This is a genomic window from Myroides gitamensis (assembly GCF_029894455.1).
Classification (GTDB): Bacteria; Bacteroidota; Bacteroidia; order Flavobacteriales; family Flavobacteriaceae; genus Flavobacterium; species Flavobacterium odoratum.
The window spans coordinates 1,772,748-1,795,892 of the sequence record NZ_JARYHN010000001.1; the positions used below are offsets into that span (position 1 = coordinate 1,772,748).

The 23,145-nt window shown below is 33.4% G+C and carries 22 protein-coding genes; 14 read left to right on the forward strand and 8 right to left on the reverse strand.

Annotation, left to right across the window (positions count from 1 at the left end):
• Positions 1 to 13: 13 nt before the first annotated feature.
• Positions 14 to 1,030, reverse strand: a complete 1,017-nt coding sequence (gene galE, locus M2306_RS07740; RefSeq protein WP_115090030.1) for a UDP-glucose 4-epimerase GalE — start codon at positions 1,028 to 1,030, stop codon at positions 14 to 16.
• Positions 1,031 to 1,471: 441 nt separating this feature from the next.
• On the opposite strand from galE, the gene M2306_RS07745 reads away from it, so the two are divergent.
• A complete protein-coding gene (locus tag M2306_RS07745; protein WP_259188330.1) occupies positions 1,472 to 2,872 on the forward strand; it encodes a glycosyltransferase family 2 protein in 1,401 nt (466 codons plus the stop codon).
• Positions 2,873 to 2,931: 59 nt separating this feature from the next.
• On the opposite strand, the gene M2306_RS07750 is transcribed toward M2306_RS07745, so the two are convergent.
• Positions 2,932 to 3,390: a PaaI family thioesterase gene (locus tag M2306_RS07750; RefSeq protein WP_115090028.1), complete on the reverse strand. Its 459-nt coding sequence runs from the start codon at positions 3,388 to 3,390 to the stop codon at positions 2,932 to 2,934.
• A gap of 52 nt (positions 3,391 to 3,442) precedes the next feature.
• Positions 3,443 to 4,429, reverse strand: coding sequence for a hypothetical protein (locus M2306_RS07755; RefSeq protein WP_259188328.1), 987 nt, complete (start codon positions 4,427 to 4,429; stop codon positions 3,443 to 3,445).
• 250 nt (positions 4,430 to 4,679) lie between these two features.
• Between M2306_RS07755 and M2306_RS07760 the strand changes: the two genes are divergently transcribed.
• Positions 4,680 to 5,258, forward strand: coding sequence for a hypothetical protein (locus tag M2306_RS07760; RefSeq protein ID WP_259188327.1), 579 nt, complete (start codon positions 4,680 to 4,682; stop codon positions 5,256 to 5,258).
• A gap of 69 nt (positions 5,259 to 5,327) precedes the next feature.
• Here M2306_RS07760 and M2306_RS07765 read toward each other — a convergent pair whose 3' ends face one another.
• Together M2306_RS07765 and M2306_RS07770 are read right to left on the reverse strand one after the other, a co-directional pair.
• A complete protein-coding gene (locus M2306_RS07765) occupies positions 5,328 to 6,161 on the reverse strand; it encodes a universal stress protein (RefSeq protein ID WP_115090025.1) in 834 nt (277 codons plus the stop codon).
• Between the two features lie 202 nt (positions 6,162 to 6,363).
• Positions 6,364 to 7,383, reverse strand: a complete 1,020-nt coding sequence (locus M2306_RS07770; RefSeq protein WP_259188324.1) for a hypothetical protein — start codon at positions 7,381 to 7,383, stop codon at positions 6,364 to 6,366.
• Positions 7,384 to 7,498: 115 nt separating this feature from the next.
• Between M2306_RS07770 and mnmE the strand changes: the two genes are divergently transcribed.
• The 7 genes from mnmE to M2306_RS07805 all read left to right on the forward strand — a co-directional run bounded on the left by mnmE (position 7,499) and on the right by M2306_RS07805 (position 14,226).
• On the forward strand, positions 7,499 to 8,890 hold the full coding sequence (mnmE, locus tag M2306_RS07775; protein WP_259188323.1) for a tRNA uridine-5-carboxymethylaminomethyl(34) synthesis GTPase MnmE: 1,392 nt from the start codon (positions 7,499 to 7,501) through the stop codon (positions 8,888 to 8,890).
• A 149-nt stretch (positions 8,891 to 9,039) separates the two neighbouring features.
• A complete protein-coding gene (locus tag M2306_RS07780; protein WP_259188321.1) occupies positions 9,040 to 10,167 on the forward strand; it encodes a site-specific integrase in 1,128 nt (375 codons plus the stop codon).
• Positions 10,168 to 10,171: 4 nt separating this feature from the next.
• A complete protein-coding gene (locus M2306_RS07785) occupies positions 10,172 to 10,996 on the forward strand; it encodes a hypothetical protein (RefSeq protein ID WP_259188320.1) in 825 nt (274 codons plus the stop codon).
• A gap of 93 nt (positions 10,997 to 11,089) precedes the next feature.
• Positions 11,090 to 11,476 (forward strand): helix-turn-helix transcriptional regulator, encoded by a 387-nt coding sequence (locus M2306_RS07790; RefSeq protein ID WP_259188319.1) that lies wholly within the window; start codon positions 11,090 to 11,092, stop codon positions 11,474 to 11,476.
• Between the two features lie 105 nt (positions 11,477 to 11,581).
• A complete protein-coding gene (locus M2306_RS07795; protein ID WP_259188318.1) occupies positions 11,582 to 12,760 on the forward strand; it encodes a VapE domain-containing protein in 1,179 nt (392 codons plus the stop codon).
• A gap of 226 nt (positions 12,761 to 12,986) precedes the next feature.
• On the forward strand, positions 12,987 to 13,901 hold the full coding sequence (locus M2306_RS07800; RefSeq protein ID WP_259188317.1) for a DUF8464 domain-containing protein: 915 nt from the start codon (positions 12,987 to 12,989) through the stop codon (positions 13,899 to 13,901).
• A gap of 187 nt (positions 13,902 to 14,088) precedes the next feature.
• Positions 14,089 to 14,226 (forward strand): hypothetical protein, encoded by a 138-nt coding sequence (locus M2306_RS07805; RefSeq protein ID WP_259188316.1) that lies wholly within the window; start codon positions 14,089 to 14,091, stop codon positions 14,224 to 14,226.
• A 280-nt stretch (positions 14,227 to 14,506) separates the two neighbouring features.
• On the opposite strand, the gene M2306_RS07810 is transcribed toward M2306_RS07805, so the two are convergent.
• From M2306_RS07810 to M2306_RS07820, 3 genes are all read right to left on the reverse strand, one after another.
• On the reverse strand, positions 14,507 to 15,016 hold the full coding sequence (locus M2306_RS07810) for a hypothetical protein (RefSeq protein ID WP_259188315.1): 510 nt from the start codon (positions 15,014 to 15,016) through the stop codon (positions 14,507 to 14,509).
• Positions 15,017 to 15,237: 221 nt separating this feature from the next.
• Positions 15,238 to 15,549 carry a hypothetical protein gene (locus M2306_RS07815; RefSeq protein ID WP_498882805.1) on the reverse strand — a complete coding sequence of 104 codons (312 nt, stop codon included), beginning with the start codon at positions 15,547 to 15,549 and terminating at the stop codon, positions 15,238 to 15,240.
• Between the two features lie 6 nt (positions 15,550 to 15,555).
• The gene (locus M2306_RS07820; protein ID WP_259188313.1) at positions 15,556 to 15,870 is read right to left on the reverse strand and encodes a hypothetical protein; all 315 of its coding nucleotides are present in this window, start codon (positions 15,868 to 15,870) and stop codon (positions 15,556 to 15,558) included.
• Positions 15,871 to 16,258: 388 nt separating this feature from the next.
• Here M2306_RS07820 and M2306_RS07825 point away from each other — a divergent pair, with 388 nt between their 5' ends.
• The 5 genes from M2306_RS07825 (at position 16,259) to M2306_RS07845 (ending at position 23,141) form a co-directional block, all read left to right on the forward strand.
• Positions 16,259 to 18,286: an SNF2-related protein gene (locus M2306_RS07825; RefSeq protein WP_498882806.1), complete on the forward strand. Its 2,028-nt coding sequence runs from the start codon at positions 16,259 to 16,261 to the stop codon at positions 18,284 to 18,286.
• A complete protein-coding gene (locus M2306_RS07830; RefSeq protein WP_498882807.1) occupies positions 18,268 to 19,098 on the forward strand; it encodes a hypothetical protein in 831 nt (276 codons plus the stop codon). The genes M2306_RS07825 and M2306_RS07830 overlap by 19 nt, the downstream gene beginning before the upstream one ends.
• A gap of 89 nt (positions 19,099 to 19,187) precedes the next feature.
• Positions 19,188 to 22,136 (forward strand): site-specific DNA-methyltransferase, encoded by a 2,949-nt coding sequence (locus M2306_RS07835; protein ID WP_259188310.1) that lies wholly within the window; start codon positions 19,188 to 19,190, stop codon positions 22,134 to 22,136.
• 35 nt (positions 22,137 to 22,171) lie between these two features.
• Positions 22,172 to 22,699, forward strand: coding sequence for a hypothetical protein (locus M2306_RS07840; RefSeq protein ID WP_259188309.1), 528 nt, complete (start codon positions 22,172 to 22,174; stop codon positions 22,697 to 22,699).
• A gap of 1 nt (position 22,700) precedes the next feature.
• A complete protein-coding gene (locus M2306_RS07845; protein WP_259188308.1) occupies positions 22,701 to 23,141 on the forward strand; it encodes a helix-turn-helix transcriptional regulator in 441 nt (146 codons plus the stop codon).
• Positions 23,142 to 23,145 lie beyond the last annotated feature (4 nt).

Below are 23,145 nucleotides of genomic sequence, written 5' to 3' on the forward strand. Positions count from 1 at the left end.
TTTCAATTTTAGTTTAGTAATTTCTCGATTTTCGTTCCCAGTTCCAAGCACTAGCTAACATCTCATCTAAGGTTTTTGTCGGCTTCCAACCTAATACACGTGCAATTTTATCCGTATTTGCCCATGCTTTGTCTATATCGCCAGGACGGCGTTCTACTATCTTATAGTTAATTTTGATTCCACTCACGCGTTCAAATGAATGTACAAGTTCAAGGACAGAATATCCCTGACCATTCCCTACATTAAAAGCTTCTACTTGTGCTGTATTTTCCTTTTTCAATAAATATTCCATGGCACGTACATGGGCATCTGCCAAGTCAACTACATGAATATAGTCACGTACACACGTTCCGTCAGCAGTATCATAATCATCACCATAAATAGATAAATAAGGGCGAATCCCCACTGCGGTCTGTGTAATATAAGGAATCAGATTATACGGTACACCTACTGGAGATTCACCAATGAATCCCGATTCGTGTGCTCCAATGGGATTGAAATAACGCAATAAAACTGCCTGTAAAGGATAAACTTTGGCTAAATCTACGATAATCTCCTCTCCTACTTGTTTGGTATTTCCATAAGGAGAAAGTGCCGTTTTAATCGATTCTTCTTCTGTAATCGGCATCACCTCCCCTTGTCCATAGACAGTACAAGAAGAGCTAAATATTATTTTATCCAACCCTTTCTGTTTCATGGCCGATAGCACGTTAATTAAAGAGAAGAAATTATTTTCATAATATGCTAAAGGCTCTTTCATGCTCTCTCCTACCGCTTTCGATGCTGCAAAGTGAATGACTCCCTCAATATCGTGATGCGTATCAAAAAATTGAAAAACACTTGATTTATCACGCAAATCTATTTTTTCAAATAGTGGTGCATGTCCTGTGATATTTTTAATTCCATCTACAACCTCTACAGCTGCATTGGATAAATCATCAATAACGACTACCTCATAGCCTTTTTGCTGTAATGCCACAACTGTATGAGATCCTATAAATCCTAGCCCACCTGTTACTAGTATTTTCATTCTATTTATTATAAAAAGTTATCTTTCAAAGATAACAGATTTTTACACGTCTAGTTTGTAAAATTTCAATCTCACAAGCAAACAATAATAGCATGCCTGCAAATCAATCATTAATACCTCTTCATTGTTTCCTCTACTTGAAGTAGTAACCATCAAATTCTCATTTTATGCATTTTTCACTTGACCATCTATCGTTGTAAAACAGTATTTATTTCAACATTTGGTTTCTCTTTTTTTTGGACTCAATCTAAACAATGTGTTGTCCAATTCAACAATATGGGGAAGTGATTCGACCAAAAACACCTTAAAACCCCAGTAAAATCGAATGGCACGCATCTTGCACTAGATAACGCAAGAGATTCATATCTCCTCAGGTTTCTTGTTTTTACTCTAATCTAGAGCATAACCAAGACACAATATATTCCACTAATTGAAACACATATGAAAACAAACAAAGTCCCCCAGCTTGCGTATTCATCTCTTGATACTTCGCAAAACTCGAATAAGCAGAAACGCTTTAGCCTAACGGATTATTTAGTGTTAGCGCTAACTTTTGTCCTATTATTCAGTAGTGTCGTTATACTTTATCATTTTCACCCTTACTTTGAACGCATGCAATTGAAGCGATTAGAAGGTTGGGGAGGACAATTATTCTTTGGACTTAGTATGGCACTTTTAGCGGTACAGGTACTATTCTTATGCTATATATTTTATCAATATTTCAGATATAAACCTGTTGCTCCCGTTGGAGATAGTGAATTACCAACTTGTACAGTGCTTGTTCCAGCCTATAATGAAGGGCGTTTAGTTTACGATACCTTATTAAGTTTGGCGCAGAGTGATTATCCTGCAGAGAAACTAGAGATTATTTCTTTTGACGATGGTAGTAAAGATGACACCTGGGTTTGGATGCAAAAAGCGAAAGCCCTATTAGGATCTCGTGTTGAAATTTATCAACAACCGCGTAATATGGGGAAAAGGCATGCCTTATATCGCGGGTTTAAATTGGGGCAAGGCGAAGTATTTGTAACGGTTGATAGTGATTCGATTGTTAGACAAGATACCTTAAGACAATTAGTGAGTCCATTTGCTCATAATGAACTATGTGGAGCTGTTGGAGGTAACGTATTGGTACTAAATACAGAAGATGGAATTATTCCAAAAATGTTGAATGTAAGTTTTGTCTTTAGTTTTGAATTTATTCGATCAGCTCAAAGTGCATTAAACAGTGTATTGTGTACACCTGGAGCGCTAGCAGCTTACCGCAGAGAGGCCGTTATGAATTGTTTAGAACAATGGATTAACCAAACGTTTATGGGAAATCCTTCCGATATTGGAGAAGATCGCGCGATGACGAATATGATCTTAAAACAAGGATACCACGTGTTATTTCAAAAGAATGCTTATGTCTTGACTGACACCCCTAATAGTTTCAAAGGTTTATACAAGATGTTTATCCGTTGGGAACGCAGTAATGTGAGAGAGAATATCATGATGAGTAAATTTGCTTTCAAAAAGTTTAGAGCAGGCTCTACTGTTGGGCCTCGTATTTTACTCTTGAATCAATGGTTGAAAGTAATTTTAGCTTACCCTATGATGCTCTTGATGTTGTATCTAATCCTTAGCTATCCAATCATGTTTATCAGTAGTGCTTTGGCCGGTATCTTAATCTTCTCGTCTATTCAAGTACTGTTTTACGCGAAGAAATACAACCTTAAAGATTCATTTTGGGCTTATACGTATAGTATTTTTTACACTTTTACACTCTTCTGGATTACGCCTTATGCCATTGCTACGGCCAATCGAAGAGGTTGGTTAACCCGAACACTTCCTACTAAATAGTAGTAGATATCCATAGTTGAAAAAGCGAGCTATCTTAACCGATAGCTCGCTTTCTATTTCTACTCTTCTTTTAATCGAATAGCTAAAATTTCGCCTGTAGCACAAAGCGTATCATTGGCTGTCAAGGTCATGTCTACCCATACTTTTCTGCCTTCAATACTTCTCAACTTTCCTTTTAAAACTAAAGGAACTCCCATAGGCGTCATCGCTTTAAAATCCACTTTAAGTGAAGCCGTCACACAACGCACTGGAATAGGTTCTTCCAACGGTTGGTTTTCTGCCAAACAAATAAAAGCGGCTGCTGATCCTGTTCCGTGGCAATCCAGCAAGGAAGCGATTAAACCACCATATACGCTTTCAGGTAAGGCCGTAAATTGAGGTTGCGGTGTAAAATGAGCGATTGTTTCATCCTTTCCCTCTACATACGTTTTCAATTGATGTCCCGCTGGGTTTAATTTTCCGCATCCATAACAATGGGCTAAATTTTCTGGATATAAATCCTGTATTGCCTTTTTCATATTCTATTTTTTAGTTGAGCTAAAAGGTAAGTATTTTAGCTGATTTGTAACCTTATCGAGATTTGAATTCTTCCAAAATCGCTTTATACAATTGGTATCCTCGTTGAAAATCTCCATCTTCTACATAACGACTCGCTTGCCTCAATAGTTTCTCTTCCTCCGTTGAATTGTGTTGTACATAACGCTGTATTTCCTCCTGAAAACTTTGTTTGCTTGTACGGAATCCAGCAATGATTACTACTCCCTCTTCTTGGATATAGAGGTATTCAAATTCGTTGAGATACGCTTCTGCCAATGCCCATTTTTGATCTTCAATAAAGGTGTGTAAACGGCGCAATAATTCATGCGGATAGCTTGCTTCTACGATGGAAACCACAGATTCAAGATTCCAATCTTTGTATTTCTTTTGTTTAAACGTCATGTGATTGGGGTACAGATCTTCTCGTGTGGTATAGGTCTTTTCAATATAGCGAGTAAAATCAGCCTGAAGTTCATCAGGAAGTTGTCTCAGCTGACTTTTAATGTTGCGTTTTTTAAATACAGGCGTACAGCTCCCCCACACTTCTGGTTTACATTCAAACGATAGATGAACCACCTGCATGTGCTGGTCATATAAAATAAGATAGGACAACGGCATAGTTGCACCGTGCCTTTGACTGCAATAAAAAAGAGGGATAAAAACCGCTTGTTTCCAATCGTACGTTTTGAACCATACGGCTTCACTGTAAAACATGAGCATGGAAGATTCGTACCGTGGATGTTCATACACAAAGTTTGCTTCGCCTAAATCGTTCTTCAATTTTAATGTAATAGCGGAAGGCAAACCAATGTAATCAAAGGCCCTTTTACCATCATAATTGTTACACGCGGCGCTCACCTTAATATATAAACTTGTGTCACCATCTTCATCTAACCACATTTTTACTGCTGTCAACTCATCTTGATTCAAGGATTGAGCAGAAAGAATGGTTGATCCTAAAAGGAAAATGCCCAAACACAGCAGCATGCGGTGGATGTTAGAAAAAAGATTTTCTATCATTTGTTCTCAATTTTACATCTAAGCTAACGCTATAAAATTCAAAATGGTATAAAATGACTTTTAATTTTCCACAATTCATCAATGACTCAAATAAAAATTCGCATTTCTTATATTAAAACTATATTTTTTCACAATTGTTCTAAAAATAAAAATAAATTTTTCTTAAAAAATACCTTTCAACAGGCTTTTTTATAAAAATAAATGACTTATCTTAGGCCTCTATAAAATTGTAATACAAAAAAGCGACTCAATGAAAAGAATAAAACGTATTTTACTGATTGCCACCCTAGCATTGACAAGTACAGTTTTTGCACAAGGCAACGTTAAAACCATTACAAATCAATTCTCTACCTTATTTAATACCTCATCAAATTATCAAAATTTTAAAATTGTTGATAAGCAAAGTCTGTTGGATTTACAACATAATGTGGAGGATTCTCTTCGTCAATATAAAACCACTGTAACCGCTAATCAAGCGCTTATTGATCAACATAAACAAGATTTAGAAACAGCTACGCAAAAGCTTACTACGGCTGAACAGGAATTGAAAACTTCTTTAGCCAAGGAAGAGCACTTTGAGTTTTTAGGTATTGCTGCAAACAAAAACACCATTCAAACCATCATACTGGCATTATTTGCTTTTATGTTTGTCTTGGTTGCGCTATTCTACTACCGCTTTAAAAGATGTCATGTAGAAACGAAAGATGCGCTGCTCAGATTAAAAGAAACAGATGAAGAACTGGAAGAATTTCGCAAATCTTCTTTGGAGCGAGAGCAAAAAATCAGAAGACAGTTGCAAGATGAAATCAATAAAAATAAAGTTGACTAAGCTATTTTACAGCAAAGTAACCAATAAAAAAAGTCGTAAAGTAACGGATACTTTACGACTTTTTTATTTCTATTCCTCATGGAATGCTATGATTGGCACATGAGTATGATAGCTTAATTTTTTTGTCATACTGGAAGTGAACAGTTTTTCTAAGAAACTTCTATTGCGCTTCACGGATACAAGTAAATCAATATTTTCTTTATCTAAGAATGTAAAGATTTCTTTTTCTACGTCTTTTCCTTCTACTAAGGTGAAGGTAATTGGATTTCCATCGTAATATTCTAACCAACTTTCTACTACTTCACGATTTACTTTCTCCACATCTTCAATTACATGAATACACTTGATAGTAGCATCATATCCTTTGGCAATCTTTACCAATTTGTCTAATACAATTTTATCACTCGCAGCAAATAAAGTTGAGAATGCAATAGAATTGATTCCGTTGAAAACTGCATCGTGTGGTACGCTTAATACAGGTGCTTTTAAAGAGTTAATTGCATTCACTGTATTAGATCCTAGCAATTTTCTGTCCCATCCTGAATTTCCATTGGTACCCATTACTACTAAGTCGATTTCTTCTTCTTCTACTCTTTTCTTCAAAATGGTATTCAAGAAGCCTTCTTCAAGAATAAAATGCATCGGCACGTGATCTAAGTTATTTTCTTTAGCGATATCGCGAATGAAAGGCACTTGATCTTTAAAATTTTCGAAATTGCTTAATTCGATTGATTTATATACGTCTTGGACCATCACAGGATTCGCTGTTGCAGAAATTACAGGCATCTCATAAGCATGTAGTACAAAAAGGGTTGCTTTTTGACTATCTGCCATTTTTAGCGCGTATATTAATGCGTTATTTGCTGTCTCTGAAAAGTCCGTTGGAAAAAGTATTTTTTTCATAGTAGTGTTAATTTTGATTTCTATAAAGATAAGAAATTAAGCTTAACTTTTTCGTTTCCGAACATCAAAAAATCACAGTATTTACACTACTTTTAAATAAAAAAATAAGACTTGAAAAGGTGAAAATTATGTAAGTATTTTGTAAAAATGTCTTTTGATTTTTGTCCTATTTTTATTTTCTACTTCCTAGGTATTCTCCTTTTTATTCTTTTTCCTTGAGTGAAGCTATTTTGGGATGAATGCCAAAAGTTTTCTCGTAGTTCACTGTCATATTTCCCTTGGTAATAACAATTTTATAGGCATTCGGAGTCACTGCTCTTAATTCAATGTGATCATTCATCTTGTCTAATGAAGTAATGAAACCAGATTCGCGTAGTAGGGTTGTATCTAGCTCCACTCGCTTCCAATAGGAAGTAAATAACTGCACCACTAATAGCGGATCTCCTGTAATTTCAACTGCTAGAATTTCTGTGAGTCCCTCTCCAAATGCTCCCCTACGATCTGGATGTTCTTCGACGGTATAGGTCACATAGAGGTACTCGTCTTTTTTAATAGAGATACCTGGTGTATATTTATCGATAATTTGATTTCCTTTTTTCTCTTGTCCCAAGTACGCCATTCCTTTCGTCAGTTGTAAATAAACGCTAAAACGAGAAACGACAAAATTGTAATCCAAGTTTCTAAACAAGGTAAAGTCTTCGTTATTGGACATCCCATGGAGCTGTCGTTCAAGCATAGCATAACTTCCATCTGGTTCGCTTTCACTGCTTATCACTTGTTTACCTTTCGACTGTAGCGTGACTTTTGTCTTATCTAAGGCTAATTGGTACGTTTCGCGGAGTTTTTGTACCTCTTGATAGAGGCTGTCGCGACTGTAGGTTTGGTTGGATTGAATCAACTGCAATTCAACTCTTTGATTTTTCCACTCTTCTTCATAACATTCCAAACAGACCACTTGGGCTACTTGTGTTTTTGTTCCGGTAGCATTGTTTTTAAATCCTTGTTTGATCATTTCGCCTACTGCAGGATTCTGAATATTCAAATCGCCCTGTTTCAGTTTGATGTTATTCTGATCCAATACGTTTTCTATCTTCAATAGGAACACGACTCCTTTTGACGATATTTGCGTTGCCTTTTCTTTTTCTTGTTCGGTCATTCGGTAGGATTGAGCACTCATTGCTACACTGCTTAAACAAATTATAATGAACACAATAGCTTTCATAGGCCTTTTATTTTAACTCAAATATAAGGAGAATTCGCGCAATTTAACCTTGGAATCTTCCACACTGAGATTGCTCAATAAGTATTATCTTTGTACCTTATTATAGATGTAAACCATGATATTACAAGATACTATTGTCGCTTTAGCTACTCCTTCGGGTGCGGGTGCCATTGCCATCATACGGGTATCGGGAAAAGACGCTATTACATTAGTTAACAGCATCTTTAAATCGATCAAAAACAAAGATTTAACGAAACAAAAAACGCATACGCTTCACCTTGGTCATATTGTGGATGGGGAACGTGTACTGGATCAGGTCTTGATTTCTGTATTTAAAAATCCGCATTCTTATACGGGTGAGGATACGATTGAAATTTCGTGCCACGGCTCAACCTTCATCCAACAGCAAATCATTCAGCTATGCCTTCGAAAAGGGGCTAAAATGGCGCAACCGGGTGAGTTTACCATGCGTGCGTTCTTGAATGGTAAATTAGATCTATCTCAAGCGGAAGCGGTGGCGGATTTAATTGCTTCGGATAATGAGGCTAGTCACCAAATTGCCATGCAGCAAATGCGCGGTGGTTTTTCGAATGAAATCGCCTTATTACGGGAACAACTGCTCAATTTTGCTTCGCTAATTGAATTGGAATTGGATTTCTCTGAGGAGGATGTGGAATTTGCTGATCGCACGCAATTTAAAGCGCTGATTGATCGCATCGAATTTGTCCTGAAACGCTTAATCGACTCTTTCGCGGTTGGAAATGTAATCAAGAATGGTATTCCGGTTGCGATTGTAGGGGAACCTAATGTGGGTAAATCGACTTTATTAAATGCTCTTCTAAACGAGGAACGTGCGATAGTCTCGGATATCGCAGGAACTACACGTGATACGATTGAGGATGAATTAGTCATCGACGGAATCGGTTTCCGATTCATTGATACGGCTGGAATCCGCGAAACGAAAGATGTCGTGGAAAGCATCGGTATTCAAAAGACTTTCGAGAAAATTGAAGCGGCTCAAGTAGTGATCTACTTGATTGACGGCGGGCAGTTAACAAATCAATCGATCGAACAAATCAATATCGAACTAGAGAAATTAAAGAATAAATATCCGCTTAAACCGCTTCTCGTGGTTTGTAACAAGCAAGATTTACTCTCTGCGGAACAAATTGCTTTGATTCAGTCGAAAATTGACAACTTAATGTTGATGTCAGCCAAAGCCAACCTAGGTATTGAGGAACTGAAACAGACGCTACTCGGCTTTGTAAACACAGGGGCGCTACGCAATAATGAAACAATCGTAACGAATACACGCCACTACGACTCACTCCTGAAAGCACTGGAGGAAATCGAAAAGGTGAAATGGGGTCTTCAAACGAATCTATCCGCGGATCTTATGGCTATCGATATTCGCCAGGCACTCTACTTCTTCGGGGAAATTACGGGTCAGGTTACGAATGATGAACTGCTGGGGAATATTTTTGCTAATTTTTGTATCGGAAAGTAGGTTACGTTTCCGTTGTTAAGATATACTTTCTTTTAATTGACTATCAGTAAATTAAGACTGATAGTCTTTTCTTTTATGTTCTTTTCTTAGTATATTCGTTGCTACAAAATCATCACATATTTTAAATATGTAGCAAATGTCATCACATAATGAAAATCACACTAAGAGAACGTCTATTACCCAGTGGTAAAATCAACCTATCTATCGAATACTATAAAGGTACCATACTCCAACCGAACGGTAAACGCAAAACAGTTAGAGATTATGAAAACTTAAAACTGTTCTTACACAGCGAACCTAAAAACCCTAGTGAAAGAAAAGAGAATAAAGAAATCCTGGCACTTGCCAAACAAATTTTAGCTATTCGAGAAGCAGAGTTTTACCAAGGTCGCTTTGAACTAAAGAATACGACTAAAGGTAAAAGAACCTTTTTAGACTACTTTCAGGAGAAAACGGAGGAGAAATCTGATAGTCCCAAAAACTACGGCAATTGGACAGCTACCCTAATTCATCTAAAGCGATGCATCTCCCCTAACACTATCTTTGACGATGTTGATGAGAAGTTTATAAAACGAGTGCGTACTTATTTTGACAAAGAAGCCCGTACTAAGAGTGATCTCCCTTTATCTCTTAACTCTAAATATTCCTACTTTAACAAATTTAAAGCTTGTTTGCGTGCAGCCTTTGATGAGGGTTATTTAGCTCTGAACTATGCAGCTAAAATCAAATCATTTGAACAGGCTGAGAGCCAACGAGAATACCTGACGTTTAATGAAGTACAACAATTAGTCCATACGGAATGTAAATATGAAGTTTTAAAACGCGCGTTCCTATTCTCCTGTCTTACAGGGTTACGATGGTCAGATATCCACAATATGACTTGGTCAGAGGTTCGCGATGAAGATGATTCAAGTCGGGTAAACTTCAGACAAGAAAAAACAGATGGTGTTGAGTATCTTTACATTTCTATTCAAGCTAGGGAGTTATTGGGGGAACGCAAAGGCAATCGAGATCGGGTGTTTATTGGCTTGCGGTACTCAGCTGTATATAACAACGCTATTGTACTGTGGTGCAATAAGGCTGGGATATCCAAGCATATTACTTTTCATAGTGCCAGACATACAAACGCGGTGCTCTTATTGGAGAACGGAGCGGATATCTATACCGTATCTAAACGCTTAGGACATCGTGAAATCCGCACTACTGCTATCTATGCTAAGATCGTAGATGAGAAAATGAAAGAAGCTTCTAATTTAATTCCTGAACTTGATTTTTAAAATGATGAAAAGACTAATTTTTATAACTTGTATTTTATTGATTGCAATTATTTCAACAATAGTAAACTACACAAAGTCTAAATATGGATATATCGGAATCATTAGTGTATTATTTGGAGTAAGCTCCTATCTCATTTTTAAAGAGCTGAGAATTCTATGGCGTTTTCTTACTGCATATATGTTTAATCTCAGAACTGATTTTTTTGATAAACGTATTGAAAGACCAAGATTATTTGTCTATATATCGTTTGGTACAATGGCCATAATTTCTTTATATCATTATTTACATATACAGAAAATAACATTTTTTGATCAATATTTCACAACAACTTCACTAGTACTATTAAATGTGGTTTCAAACATGTTATTAACCTTAACATGGAGAGATAATTTTAAAGAAACGTTTATTACAAAAATTCAACAGCAGATTATCAAGAGAAATAATAAAGCTTTTGAATTTAACGAATACTGCCTGAATGATCTCAAAACGTTATACAATAATCTAATCGATAACGACTTCATTGAATTAATAGATTCCAATACAGATGTTAATGATACTGATAAATTTGCTGAAACACTATTTAATGGTACACTTCCAAAAGCTCCAATTTTCATGCTTAATATGGATAACATTCAAACTAAATATTTGTGGGATAGACTAGTTGCAAATAGTACTGGCTTTACATTAGACAAATTCTTACTGATCTTCAAGAATAAAAACTCAAATGCTACTAGACAGAGTATTGAAACATCCTTTTCAAATAATAAGAACTTTCCTAAAAGGAAAGAAGATATAGATAGTTGTTTCAATTTCTTAGGAAAAGGTTAAGATTTGAACAAAAAGGTTAAGATAACTTAACAATCAATGAATTGCATTTTTAAAAAGAAGTGATTTGCACTATAACCATATAAAAGAAAGTATATGAAAACAATAGAAAGCAAAGACTTAAAAAGGGAAAATGTAAGTCAATTACAACAAATATTACTTCAAACAATTGAAGAGTTTAGTGCATTTAAAAACCAAATGATCCATCAACAAAGGGAACTAAAAGAAGCCATTGGTCTTAATATAGCACAACAAAAAGAAATGCTTAATGTACAAGAATTATCTGATTACATAGGTATGTCTACATCAAGTATATATAAACTTGTTTATAACAATGTGATTCCATTTTATAAACCCAATGGCAAGATATTATACTTTGACCGCGAAGAAATAAACACCTGGCTTCGTCAAAACAAGAGTCAATCTGTTTCTCAAATCGAGCAACAAGCCTTGGAATATACCTTCAAAAAAAGAAAAAAATAAAGCGTTCAAAATTGCCCTTTGAACGCTTCAGATTACTATTGTCTCACTCTTAAGAGTATGCTGCAAATATACGCATTATACTCTTATCAATCAACTATTTATTTAATGGAAGAAGCAAGCGTATATGACGTATCATCACGCAAAGACTCTGTGTATGATAAAATTCACGAAGAACTGTGTAAGCATTTCATTATCAAATTCAATGAAATCTCTTTAGAGTTTGAGATATTCTGCTCAAAATCAAATAAAACACTCGAATTCAACGAATCCTCTTTACTAATACATTTACATCGAGAAAAGATAAATGTAAGCCCACAAGCCCTTAAAACGTATTTAAAAAGTCATTTTATACAATACTACAACCCTATTGTTAACTATTTTGAACAACTCCCTCCATGGAATGGAAATGATTACATTAAAGAATATGCTTCTTATGTCAATACAGATGATAATGAGTTATTTGCTCATCATCTTCTAAAATGGGCTATACGAGCAGTCAAGACAGTCATACATCCCGAACAGATCAACAAAAACTGTTTAGTATTGGCTAATGGAGATCAAAATGCTGGAAAATCATATTATCTTGAATTCTTAACTCCAAAATCATTAAAACGGTACTATTCACAAAACATAGGTATAACTAAAGATGACAGAATAAAGCTCTGTAAAACTTTTATCGTAAATATTGAAGAACTTGATGTTATGGGAAAAGCAGATATTAATTCTCTTAAGGCCATTATCTCTCAAACAACAGTTAATGAAAGATTGCCTTATGCAGACAAATCGACTTTACTATATCGTATTTGTAGTTTTACAGCAAGTACAAACCAGTTAGAATTCTTAAATGATGATACAGGTAGCGTTCGATGGATTGTTTTTGACGTTATTGGTACTCTTGATTTTTCATATAGTGAAACTTTTAATATTGACAACTTTTGGTCACAAGCATATCATATTTACAAATACCACCCCTCTTTCAAATCTGATTTAACTTCTGAAGAAGTAATATTAAATGAAAAAAGAAATGAACGGTTCACTATTCAAACTGTAGAAAGTGAATTTATTCTAAGATTTTATGAACCAACTGAGGATTTTCAGGAGTTTAGAACTCCTACGGACATAATGACTGAACTTTCTGTAATGGGACATAAACTAAATAATCAACGCATAGGTAGTTCATTAAAAAAACATCAGTTTAAAAGAGTAAAAAGCTCCAAAAGACAAGTATATGGCTATTTAGCCAAGCCTAAATTTAAAGACAGTCCTTATGGTTTTAAAGAATAATTGCTCCAAATACAAAAAGAAGTTACCTAGTTACCTAACAAGAGATAACTAATTATAAATGAGTAATTTATTTAGGTAGGTAACTTAAATATGAAGTTACCTATTTACTGAATTTCAGGTAACTAGGTAACTATAAAAAAAGCTTACCTAAGCAGATACCTTTTTGATTAACAAATAGTTATACCTAAAAGGTAACCAGGTAACTATAAATAACGTTTAAGAGCATATGATAAATTGTAGTGAAGCAAAAAAGATAAGTTTAGAATCTATTTTGGAAAAAATAGGAGCTAAAAAAGTCAAACAGAATAATCGGGAAGCTTGGTACCTAAGTCCGTTTCGGAATGAAACAACAGCTTCATTTAAAATCGATATTATAAAGAATCTTTGGTATGATCACGGAGAAGGAAAAGGCGGAAACGTCTTAGACTTTGTAATGAGATATTATAAGTGTGAATTAAAAGAAGCACTACAGATTTTGGATGATGAATCTTTTTCTTTTCACCAGCCTACTTTTCAAGACGATGCTATTGAAAAAGAAAAGAATTACGAAATAAGAGCAATTAAGCCTCTAACGAATACGCAGCTCATCAACTATATACAAAGCAGGTGTATCAGTCTTAAAATGGCTAAAAAATACTGTGTAGAACTTCATTACAGTCTTAACGATAAAACCTATTATGCTATAGGATTCAAAAATGAGCTGAATGGGTATGAAGTTCGAAACAAATACGTCAAAATGTGTTTAGGAACTAAAGCACCTTCCTTTTTTAATAATAACAGTAGTCAAATTATTCTATTTGAATCGTGGAGTGATTTTTTGAGCTTCCTAACGCTATATCCAAAAGCAGAAAAAAGGTATGACTACTTGATATTAAATTCGGTAGCAACATTAAACACTATTTTAAATAGTGATACAAATAATTATTTGTACAAATGTACAAATGGTGAAAGTGACAAATGTATCAAAAACACTTTGTACAAAGAATTAAAGTATGATATAATTATTTGTTGTTTTGATAATGACGATGCTGGAAACAAAGCCACTGAAAAAGTACAAGATGCTTTTCCTAATTGTATAAAAGATGGAAGAAGCTTATACCCTACTCACAAAGATCTGAACGATTATCTTATGAAAACTTAATGGTTTTTAGGTAGGGCAAGATGTGTGTTTGTACGTACATAATTTAACAATTATACGACAAATACTACTTTGCCACTGCGTGGGATTTATACGGAACTTTTTGAATGAATTACATTTTTGTAAAATAGATAAGTTAGGTAAAGTCTAAGGTTCAATAATTTGACAATATTTAAAAAATAAAAAACTAATGAAAAATAAGAAGAAAAAACGATCAAAAGAAGATCAAGGACTCTTGCTACTTATGCAACAAACAAATAGAAATGAAGTAGTAAGCAATAAAGAAATAATGAGAGTTTTAAGAGATAGTAAAGATAAGAAACTATAATTTCAAGCATATCTTATTATTATAAGCGGACTTCTTTCTATTTGAGAACTGTTTTTGTTTTTGTTCAGAATTATAGCGTTAATATGGTTCTAAACTAAGTGATTTAAAGTAGTCCAATCGAGAAAGAACATGAGTCTTTCTCGATTGGATTAACTGAGAATGCTTTTCAACTTATTCGTTTTTTTTCTTCTATGGCTCAAACTTTTAAATATTAGATTTCCAATACAAAGTACTAATAGTAAGTAAATAACGAATAAAAAACGATTTATTTAATAAGTTATTATTCTGGGATTACTAACTCATAATATTTCAAATTTTTATCATTTGTACCATCATAGCTTTTACCATAGTTTTTAAATCCATTTTCAATAAGAAAATTTTGACTACTTCCAATTGCAGTGGTAGAAAAAACAATACCTTTTCTTGATTTAAGATGTTCTAACAGATTAAATTTAATTCTTTTACTTAATCCTTTTCTACGATGTTCTTCTTCTGTAAAAGAATAACCTATTTCAAAAGTTAATTCATCAGCGATTCGATTGATTTTACTTTTTTCTATAATTCGTAGTTTATAACTATTATTGGGGATTTTAATAGCTGATATACCTATTAGTTCTTTATTATAATAGCAAAATCCTAATAGTTCACAGTTTTTAATTCTTTCTTGTAACCCTACTAATTCAACTTTCCCTCCTTTTACTACTTTATTGTAAAACAATTCTAACTCTTCCTTAGAGCAATTTATAGGCTCTTTTACCAATAGATTACAGTCATCTATAAATTTCTTCATTTTCTAAATATTAATACACAAACATATTCAAAATATCTTCATTACCCCTTGCTTGAGCATTGAATTTCACAACTCTCTCATATTCAGTTTTTGAGATAAAAGACTCAATAATCTCTAATCGATGTAAATTCTCTAAATAGAAATAAATAACTCTGTGTATAATTTGATCAATGCTCTTACCGCATAAAAAATCAAACATCATTTTATTGAATATAGCTTTGCTATCGTGATTGAGATTGATTGGTTTTTTGGACGCCAAATTGGTCAGTCATCATAGCAGCCAAAAGCAAGGTGTCGTTTTCAATCAGGATTTTAATGATATCTGCTTTATCTTCCTGTGAAACAGATTCTAAAAAGAAGTGAATACACTGATAAAAGTATCTGCTTTGCTTGCCTTTTGCATACTCTTCCATAGATAAAAAATATCCTTCCGATAATTTGATGCAATCATCTTCAATAACTACTTCTTTACTTCCTGTTAAGATTAAGTGGATTAATGGAACTAAAACTGCATAATATTCTTTTGTTTTCATCAGCAGTTAGATTTTAAAATTCTTACTGAACGTATCTTTATCCGTTTGTTTACTTCTCCCTTTAGGTACAGAATCCTGTGCTTGTTTTTTATTGAAAGTGTCTTGGAAAATTTGGAGATCACTTCGATATGTTGAGTCTTGTTCTCGTGCTTTTAGATTCGCATTGAAGATACTATCTTGCTTACTCCTTTCCTGATTAAAGGCTTCCATTCGTTGTTGCATTCGCTTTAGACTTTCTTCAGCTTTTTGCTTTTTTGTTTTCTCTTGTGCTATAGAAGTAATTGAGAATAGAATTGATAATAAGAATACTGATTTTTTCATCGTGCCTTAATTTGTAGTGAATAAAAAAGCGTGGAACTAAGATCATGTCCTTATCAGAGGTTTGCGACAACCCAACAGCCAGACAGACTCAGCCCACGCCAATATAAGGCATGAGCGTAAGTCTATCGCTATGTTGGCTGTCATCTGAAGGTCGCAATTTCTGATAAACCAATAACGATAGATTACGCTTGTTCGTAATATTTTATAATGCAAATGTAGAGAATTAAGAGTAATAGTGAAAATTATCTTTTCAATAACAGAGATTTTAGAGATTTTTGGCGTGATATACAATTGTTTTTACTAGAGAATTATAGTAGTTTACTATTTCTCTTAGTTACTTTTTTTTAGTTTTGGTATCTTTATAATAATTTATACTTTTCAACTAATTATGATTAACCAATATCAAGCTAAATACTACGCCTACGAACTTTCGAAAAAAGCATCTTCAGACAGCCCAGAAAAGTTTGGTGCAACTTTAATGGATGCAAAAGTAGAACTAAATCCTCACCAGGTAGAAGCTGCTTTATTTGCTTTTAAATCACCTTATTCTAAAGGTGCTATCTTAGCTGATGAAGTTGGACTTGGGAAAACCATAGAAGCAGGTATTTTATTAAGTCAAAAATGGGCAGAAGGAAAACGAAAAATATTGATTATATGTCCTTCCTCATTACGTAAACAATGGGTAAATGAATTAGAAGATAAATTCTTTCTAAAAGCCGAAGTTCTTGATAATATTTCATATAATAAAACATCAAAATCAGGGATTAAAAATCCATTTGATAATGGGTTGACTATTAAAATATGTAGTTATCAATTTGCTAGAAAACGTGCCGAAGAAATTCAATTGACTTCTTGGGACTTAGTCGTATTGGATGAAGCTCATTATCTAAGAAACGCATACAAACATGGTAATGTTACTGCACAAACCATACAAAATGCAATTCGCGATTATAAAAAAATACTACTTACTGCAACGCCTTTACAAAATCGGTTAGATGAGCTTTTTGGCCTTGTTTCTTTCATAGATCCTGAAATATTTGGTGACATCAAAAGCTTTAGACGCAACTATATTTTAGATTCTGGTAATAGAGATATAGATGGGTTAAAAGAAAGATTAAATACCATCATCCACCGTACATTACGTAGAGATGTAAAAGAGTTTATCAATTACAGGGACCGTATTCCTATTACGCAACAATTTACCCCTACCAAAGAAGAACAAGAGTTATATGAAAAAGTCTTAGATTACCTAAGACAGGAACGTACATATGCCTTTCCTCCTGCTCAAAAGCACTTAATGCAATCTGTAATTTTCAAATTGTTAGGTTCTTCATCCTTTGCAATTAGTAGAACATTAGAATCATTGATTAAAAGATTAAAAATGCTTTTGGAAACATCAAAAGTTGTTGAAGATGATTTGTACGAAATGTTCTTAGAAGAATATGAGAATCTGGATGATGAATTTGATGAAAGTGAAATTATTGAGGAAGATATTTTTACAGAAATAACATTAGATGATAAGATCGCGATTGAAGAAGAAATTAAACAACTTGAAGAATTCTTAATACTATCAAATAGCATTCAGCATAATGAGAAAGGTGAAAAATTATTAATCGCTTTAGATCAAGGTTTTTCTAAATTGAAAGAATTAGGTGCAAAACAAAAGGCATTAATATTCACGGAGTCTACCAGAACTCAACAATACTTACTGGAGCGTTTGTCAAAAGAAAAATACAAAGAGAGAATTCTAATTTTTAATGGGAATAATGCTGATCCTATTTCTAATCAAATTTATAAAAACTGGTTAGCTGATGACAAAAATGCAGGTAAAATAACAGGATCAAAAGCTGTTGATATTCGTCAAGCGTTAGTGGATGCATTTAAAAGTGATGATTACGATATTATGATTGCAACGGAAGCTGCTGCGGAAGGGATTAACCTACAGTTTTGTAGTATGATCGTAAATTATGACTTACCATGGAATCCCCAAAGAGTAGAACAGCGTATTGGACGTTGTCATCGTTATGGGCAAGAATATGATGTAGTGGTTGTCAATTTTATAAATTCTGCAAATGCTGTTGAAACGAGAGTATATGAATTGTTAGAGCAAAAATTTAGACTGTTTGATGGGGTATTTGGTTCTTCAGATGAAGTTTTAGGAACCATAGAAAACGGAGTTGATTTCGAAAAACGCATCATAGAAGTTTATAAACAATGCCGTACAAAAGAAGAAATTGACGCCTACTTCAATCAATTACAAAGTGAATTTGAAGATCAGATTAACCAGAAAGTTAAAGAAACACAATCCAAATTATTTGATAATTTTGAAGCGAGTGTGATTGACAAACTTCGTACGACATATTCCGAAACAAAAGTTTTTATTGAAAAATTTGAAAAATGGCTGTGTGGGAATTAACCAAATTCTACCTACAAAATAAGGCGCGTTTTATAGATGAGGATTACACTTTTATACTTGAGAATGAAGATAAATTTACCTTAAATAAGAAAAGAGATGATGCCAAACGTTTTTTAATCAATGGTGCTATTGCTCAAAAAATAATTCTTCAGGGTAAAAAGGAAAATACACCTTTAGCGCATCTTTCATTTAATTGGTCTAATACCAAAGCGAAGCATTCAGAAATTGAAAACTTAAAAACTAAATCTGGAAGTATTAGGGTGAGTAATTTGGAAGTTAATTCCGAAATTGAATCTCATTCCGTTTTACTTTTTTCTGGTATTACCGATGCAAACGAAGTTTTAAATGACGATATTTGCCGTTATATTTTAGCACTCAATTCTACAGTACACGGTAATTTGAAAGGTGAATTAGAAAATATTGATGAGACTCACCTTAAAATTAAAACCGAACGACTTAATTATCTTAATGATACTGATGCAGCATTGATGCAAAGGGAATTTAAAAAATTCCACAATTGGGCGGATGATCGCATATATGAATTGGAAAACGATTTAAAAGATGCTAAAAAAAATGCAAAAGAAATCGATAAACAAGCTATGCAAGAAGGTTTATCTGGTGCAGAGGCGTTAGCGTTACAAGTACAATTAGCAAAAGCCAAAAAGAAAGTATCGCGTCTAAAAAAGCAAATGTTCGATCGTGAAGAAGAAATTGAAGAAGAACGCGATCAAATGATTGAGGAAGCTAAGAGTAAATTAAATAGAACAATAACAGAAGAAGAAGTGTTTACCATTTCTTTTGAATTGATATAAGGATGAGCAATTACATAAAATTACAAGGTGTTTTAAAGGAAATTTTTGAAATGGATAAGGCGGATTTAGATTTCGGAATCTACCGCATTATGAATCAAAAACGCGAGCAGGTAATGGATTTTATCGATCGTAATTTACCTAAAGACATCAAAGACATATTAGCCCAAACCCAATCAAAAGATTCTGCCATGATTCAGGCTGAATTAGATCAAATGGGTAAATCACTGGACGATGCTGGCGTTGCTCGCGAATCGGCACCAAAATATGTAGCCCTTAAAGCGCAATTAGAAAATGCTGTTGATACCAACGCTTTAGAGCAAGAAGTCTTTTCGCATTTAGCAAGCTTCTTCAAAAGATATTACAAAGACGGCGATTTTGTTTCCTTACGTCGATACAAGAAAGATGTATATGCTATTCCGTATGAAGGGGAAGAAGTAAAATTGCATTGGGCTAATGCCGATCAGTACTATATCAAAACATCAGAATATTTAAAAAATTATGCCTTCAAGTTAAGTGATGGTAAAAAAGTACATTTCCAATTAAAAGAAGCTTCTACCGAGCAAAATAATAATAAAACGCAAGGTGATACCGAACGTCGTTTCTCAATATTCGCAGAGCAACCTATTGAAGTGGTGAACGGTGAATTGTTTATCAATTTCACTTATGAACCACATAAAAAATCGGTAAAGCAAGACGAACTTGCAAAGAATGCCTTAGAAGTAATTCAATCCAATATTGTCAGTCTGAGCACTGTCGAAGACTTTTCTGGTATTTTTGATAAAGCGCCAACAGAGAAAAACAAAAATCGTACATTGGTAGAAAAACACCTGAATAATTTTATTTCTCGTAATAGTTTTGATTATTTTATTCATAAAGATTTAGGTGGTTTCTTATCGCGTGAATTAGATTTCTACATCAAAAATGAAGTCCTATACATCGACGATATCAATACGGAAAATCCTGCTTATTTTACAGCGCAGTTATCCAAGATAAAAGCCTTGAAATTGGTAGCATCTAAGATTATCAACTTTTTAGCTCAAATCGAAAACTTCCAAAAGAAACTATGGTTAAAGAAAAAATTTGTCATCAGTACCAACTACTGCATCACTTTAGATCGCATTCGAACAGAATATTATCCTGAAATTGCTTCCAATGAAGCTCAACTTACGGAATGGAAAGAATTATTTGGCATTGTCATTCCATCTACGGAGGCTGAGGCGCTCGAAGCCTTGCGTAATGAACCTTTCTTAGTGGTAGATACCAAGTTTTTCTCAGAAGAATTTAAGGACAAAATATTAGCAGAGTTTGACAATTTAGATGAAGAAACCAATGGTTTATTAATCAATTCAGAGAATTTTCAAGCATTGAATGTACTGCAAGAGAAGTATCAAGAGAAAGTGAAAACAATTTATATTGATCCGCCTTATAATACTGGAGATGATGGGTTCATATATAAAGATGACTTATCACATAGTAGTTGGCTTTCTTTTATGAGTGATAGGATTTTATATAGTAATAAATTACTAAATGAAAATGGATCATTTTTTTGTCAAATAAACGACAAAGAGTATAATAATTTATCTCTTATTTCTAATCAAATATTTGGTGTAGAAAATAGAGTGCAGTCTATTACTGTTAAAACTGCAACTCCTGCAGGTTTTAAAGTTGTAAATCCAGGTCCAGTTGATGTAAGTGAAAGTATTTTATTTTACACAAAAAATAAAAGTTCATTTGAATTTACTAAAGTATTCATTGAATCTAATTATGTTAAAGACTACAAATATTATGTTTCAAATATCGATGATAATATTTTAAATTGGAAAATATCTAATATTAAAGATATTGTAATCGAAAATTTAGGATTTGAAAACGAAAAAGCCTTAAAAGCAAAATATGGTAATGACATAGCTAAAAGAGTTCTTGAAATAAGTATTTCAGAATTTGCACTTAAAAATTCTAGTAGTGTGTTTGCTACCTATGGCCCACATAAACCAACAGGTAGATTACAAGAGCTTATTGAATTGTCTAAAAAATCAAAGGATAAATTAGTTTATGAAGAAAGAGATGGATTTTCTCCATATATTTTACTAAACGGCAGACTATTAGCTTTTTATTCGAATAAGTTGAAGCTAATAGATAAAAAAGAAGTACCAACAGAGTTACTTACTGATATTTGGACTGATATTTCTTGGGATAGTTTATCAAGCGAAGGCAAAGTGGAATTTAAAAACGGTAAAAAACCTGAAAAATTATTAAGAAGAATCTTTGAAATTAATAATTTAAAGAAAAATGATACTGTATTGGATTTTTTTGGAGGAAGTGGAACTACATCCGCAGCATCGATTAAATCAGGATATAAAAATATTTTAGTTGAATTAGGTGAGTATTTTAATGAAAGAACATTAAAAAGAATAAAGCATGTTATTAATGGAGAGCAAGGTGGTATTTCAAAACTAAATGATTGGAAAGGTGGAGGTTTTATAAAATATCAAGTCTTAGAAAGCTACGAAGATGCTTTAAACAATCTAGCCATTACATCAAAAGCACAAGACGGTTTAATACAGTTTTCTGAAGAAGCACAAGAAGAGTATTTACTTAACTATATGTTGAATGTTGAAACACAAGACCATTTGTTCAATATTCAAATGTTCCGCAATCCGTTCAACTACCAATTAAAAGTGACGGAAAATAACGAGTTGGTACCTACTAAAGTAGATTTGGTAGAAACCTTCAATTATTTAATTGGATTATATGTTGAGCGTATGCAACGCGTTGGCGACATCAAGTTTGTAGAAGGTAAAACACGCGAAGGTGTAAAAACTTTAATTATTTGGCGTAATCTAGAAACCACAACCAACGAAGAAACGGCTCAACGCTTCCGTAAAATCTACGACAGCGTTCGCTCTTCTGAGTTTGATCAAATCTATATCAATGGTGATCATCATTTTGATAATATGCGTACAGGTGAAGATAACTTTAAAGTAAAATTAATCGAAGAGACATTTTTTATGCAAATGTTTAATGTTTCAGAATTGTAAAATCCTTGTAAAAAATAAACTTATAAGTTGATTTAATGAAAATAGTTAATATATTTGCAGAACGGTTATTCGCTTTTCGTTATGAAAATGAAGTAGATAATGAATACGATAGGTTACTAGATCTATGGAGTGATATGGAATATGTTTACAACTTTCTAAAAGAAAATAAACAAGATATACCAAAGACCAAATCCATTGCGCAAATAGCGGAGTTCATTGTGGATGACGCTATAGAAATAGATGAAATTTTAATTGAAATTACTGAAACAGAAAATAAATCACTAAGCCATTTTTTTAAACCTTTACGCAATTTAGAAGCTGGTGCACGTATTTTATCCCTACAAAAAGGAAGACAGTTTTGTTTGAGAATATATGCAATTAGAATAGACGAGGATACTTTTGTAATTACAGGTGGTGCTATTAAATTGCCTTCACATCATTTAATGGAAGATAGAGAACATACAAAAGTAGAGTTACAAAAATTAAAAAATGCCCAAGCGTACTTAAACGGAAATGGCATTATTGACAAAGAATCATTTTTTGAATTTCTAAATGAAGATTAAAATGACTAACAAAGAAAAGTTTCTGAATTTAGTATCTAAAGAAGAAACAAAAACCGTAGATCGCGCAAAAGCAAGAATTGCTAAAAAAGCGTACACTAAAATTTCTAATAAAATAGCAATTGTTATCCTTACTCGTTTAGATGAGTTAAAATGGAAACAAAAAGATTTAGCTGAAAAAATGGAGGTTTCTCCTCAGCAAGTAAACAAATGGGTAAAAGGAAATGAAAATTTCACCTTAGATACACTTGCTAAATTGAGTCAAGTGTTAGGTATTGAATTAATCAATGTGTTAGTAAAACCAACACCGCAAAAACCTGAAGAAGTAAAAGTAACTTCTTCAGACAATTATTCTTTTACAAATGTAAATAAGGTAGTTAAACCAATGATTACGATGAGTGATGACAGTTATTATGAGAATAATTATAATACCTTAACGGCTTAATTTT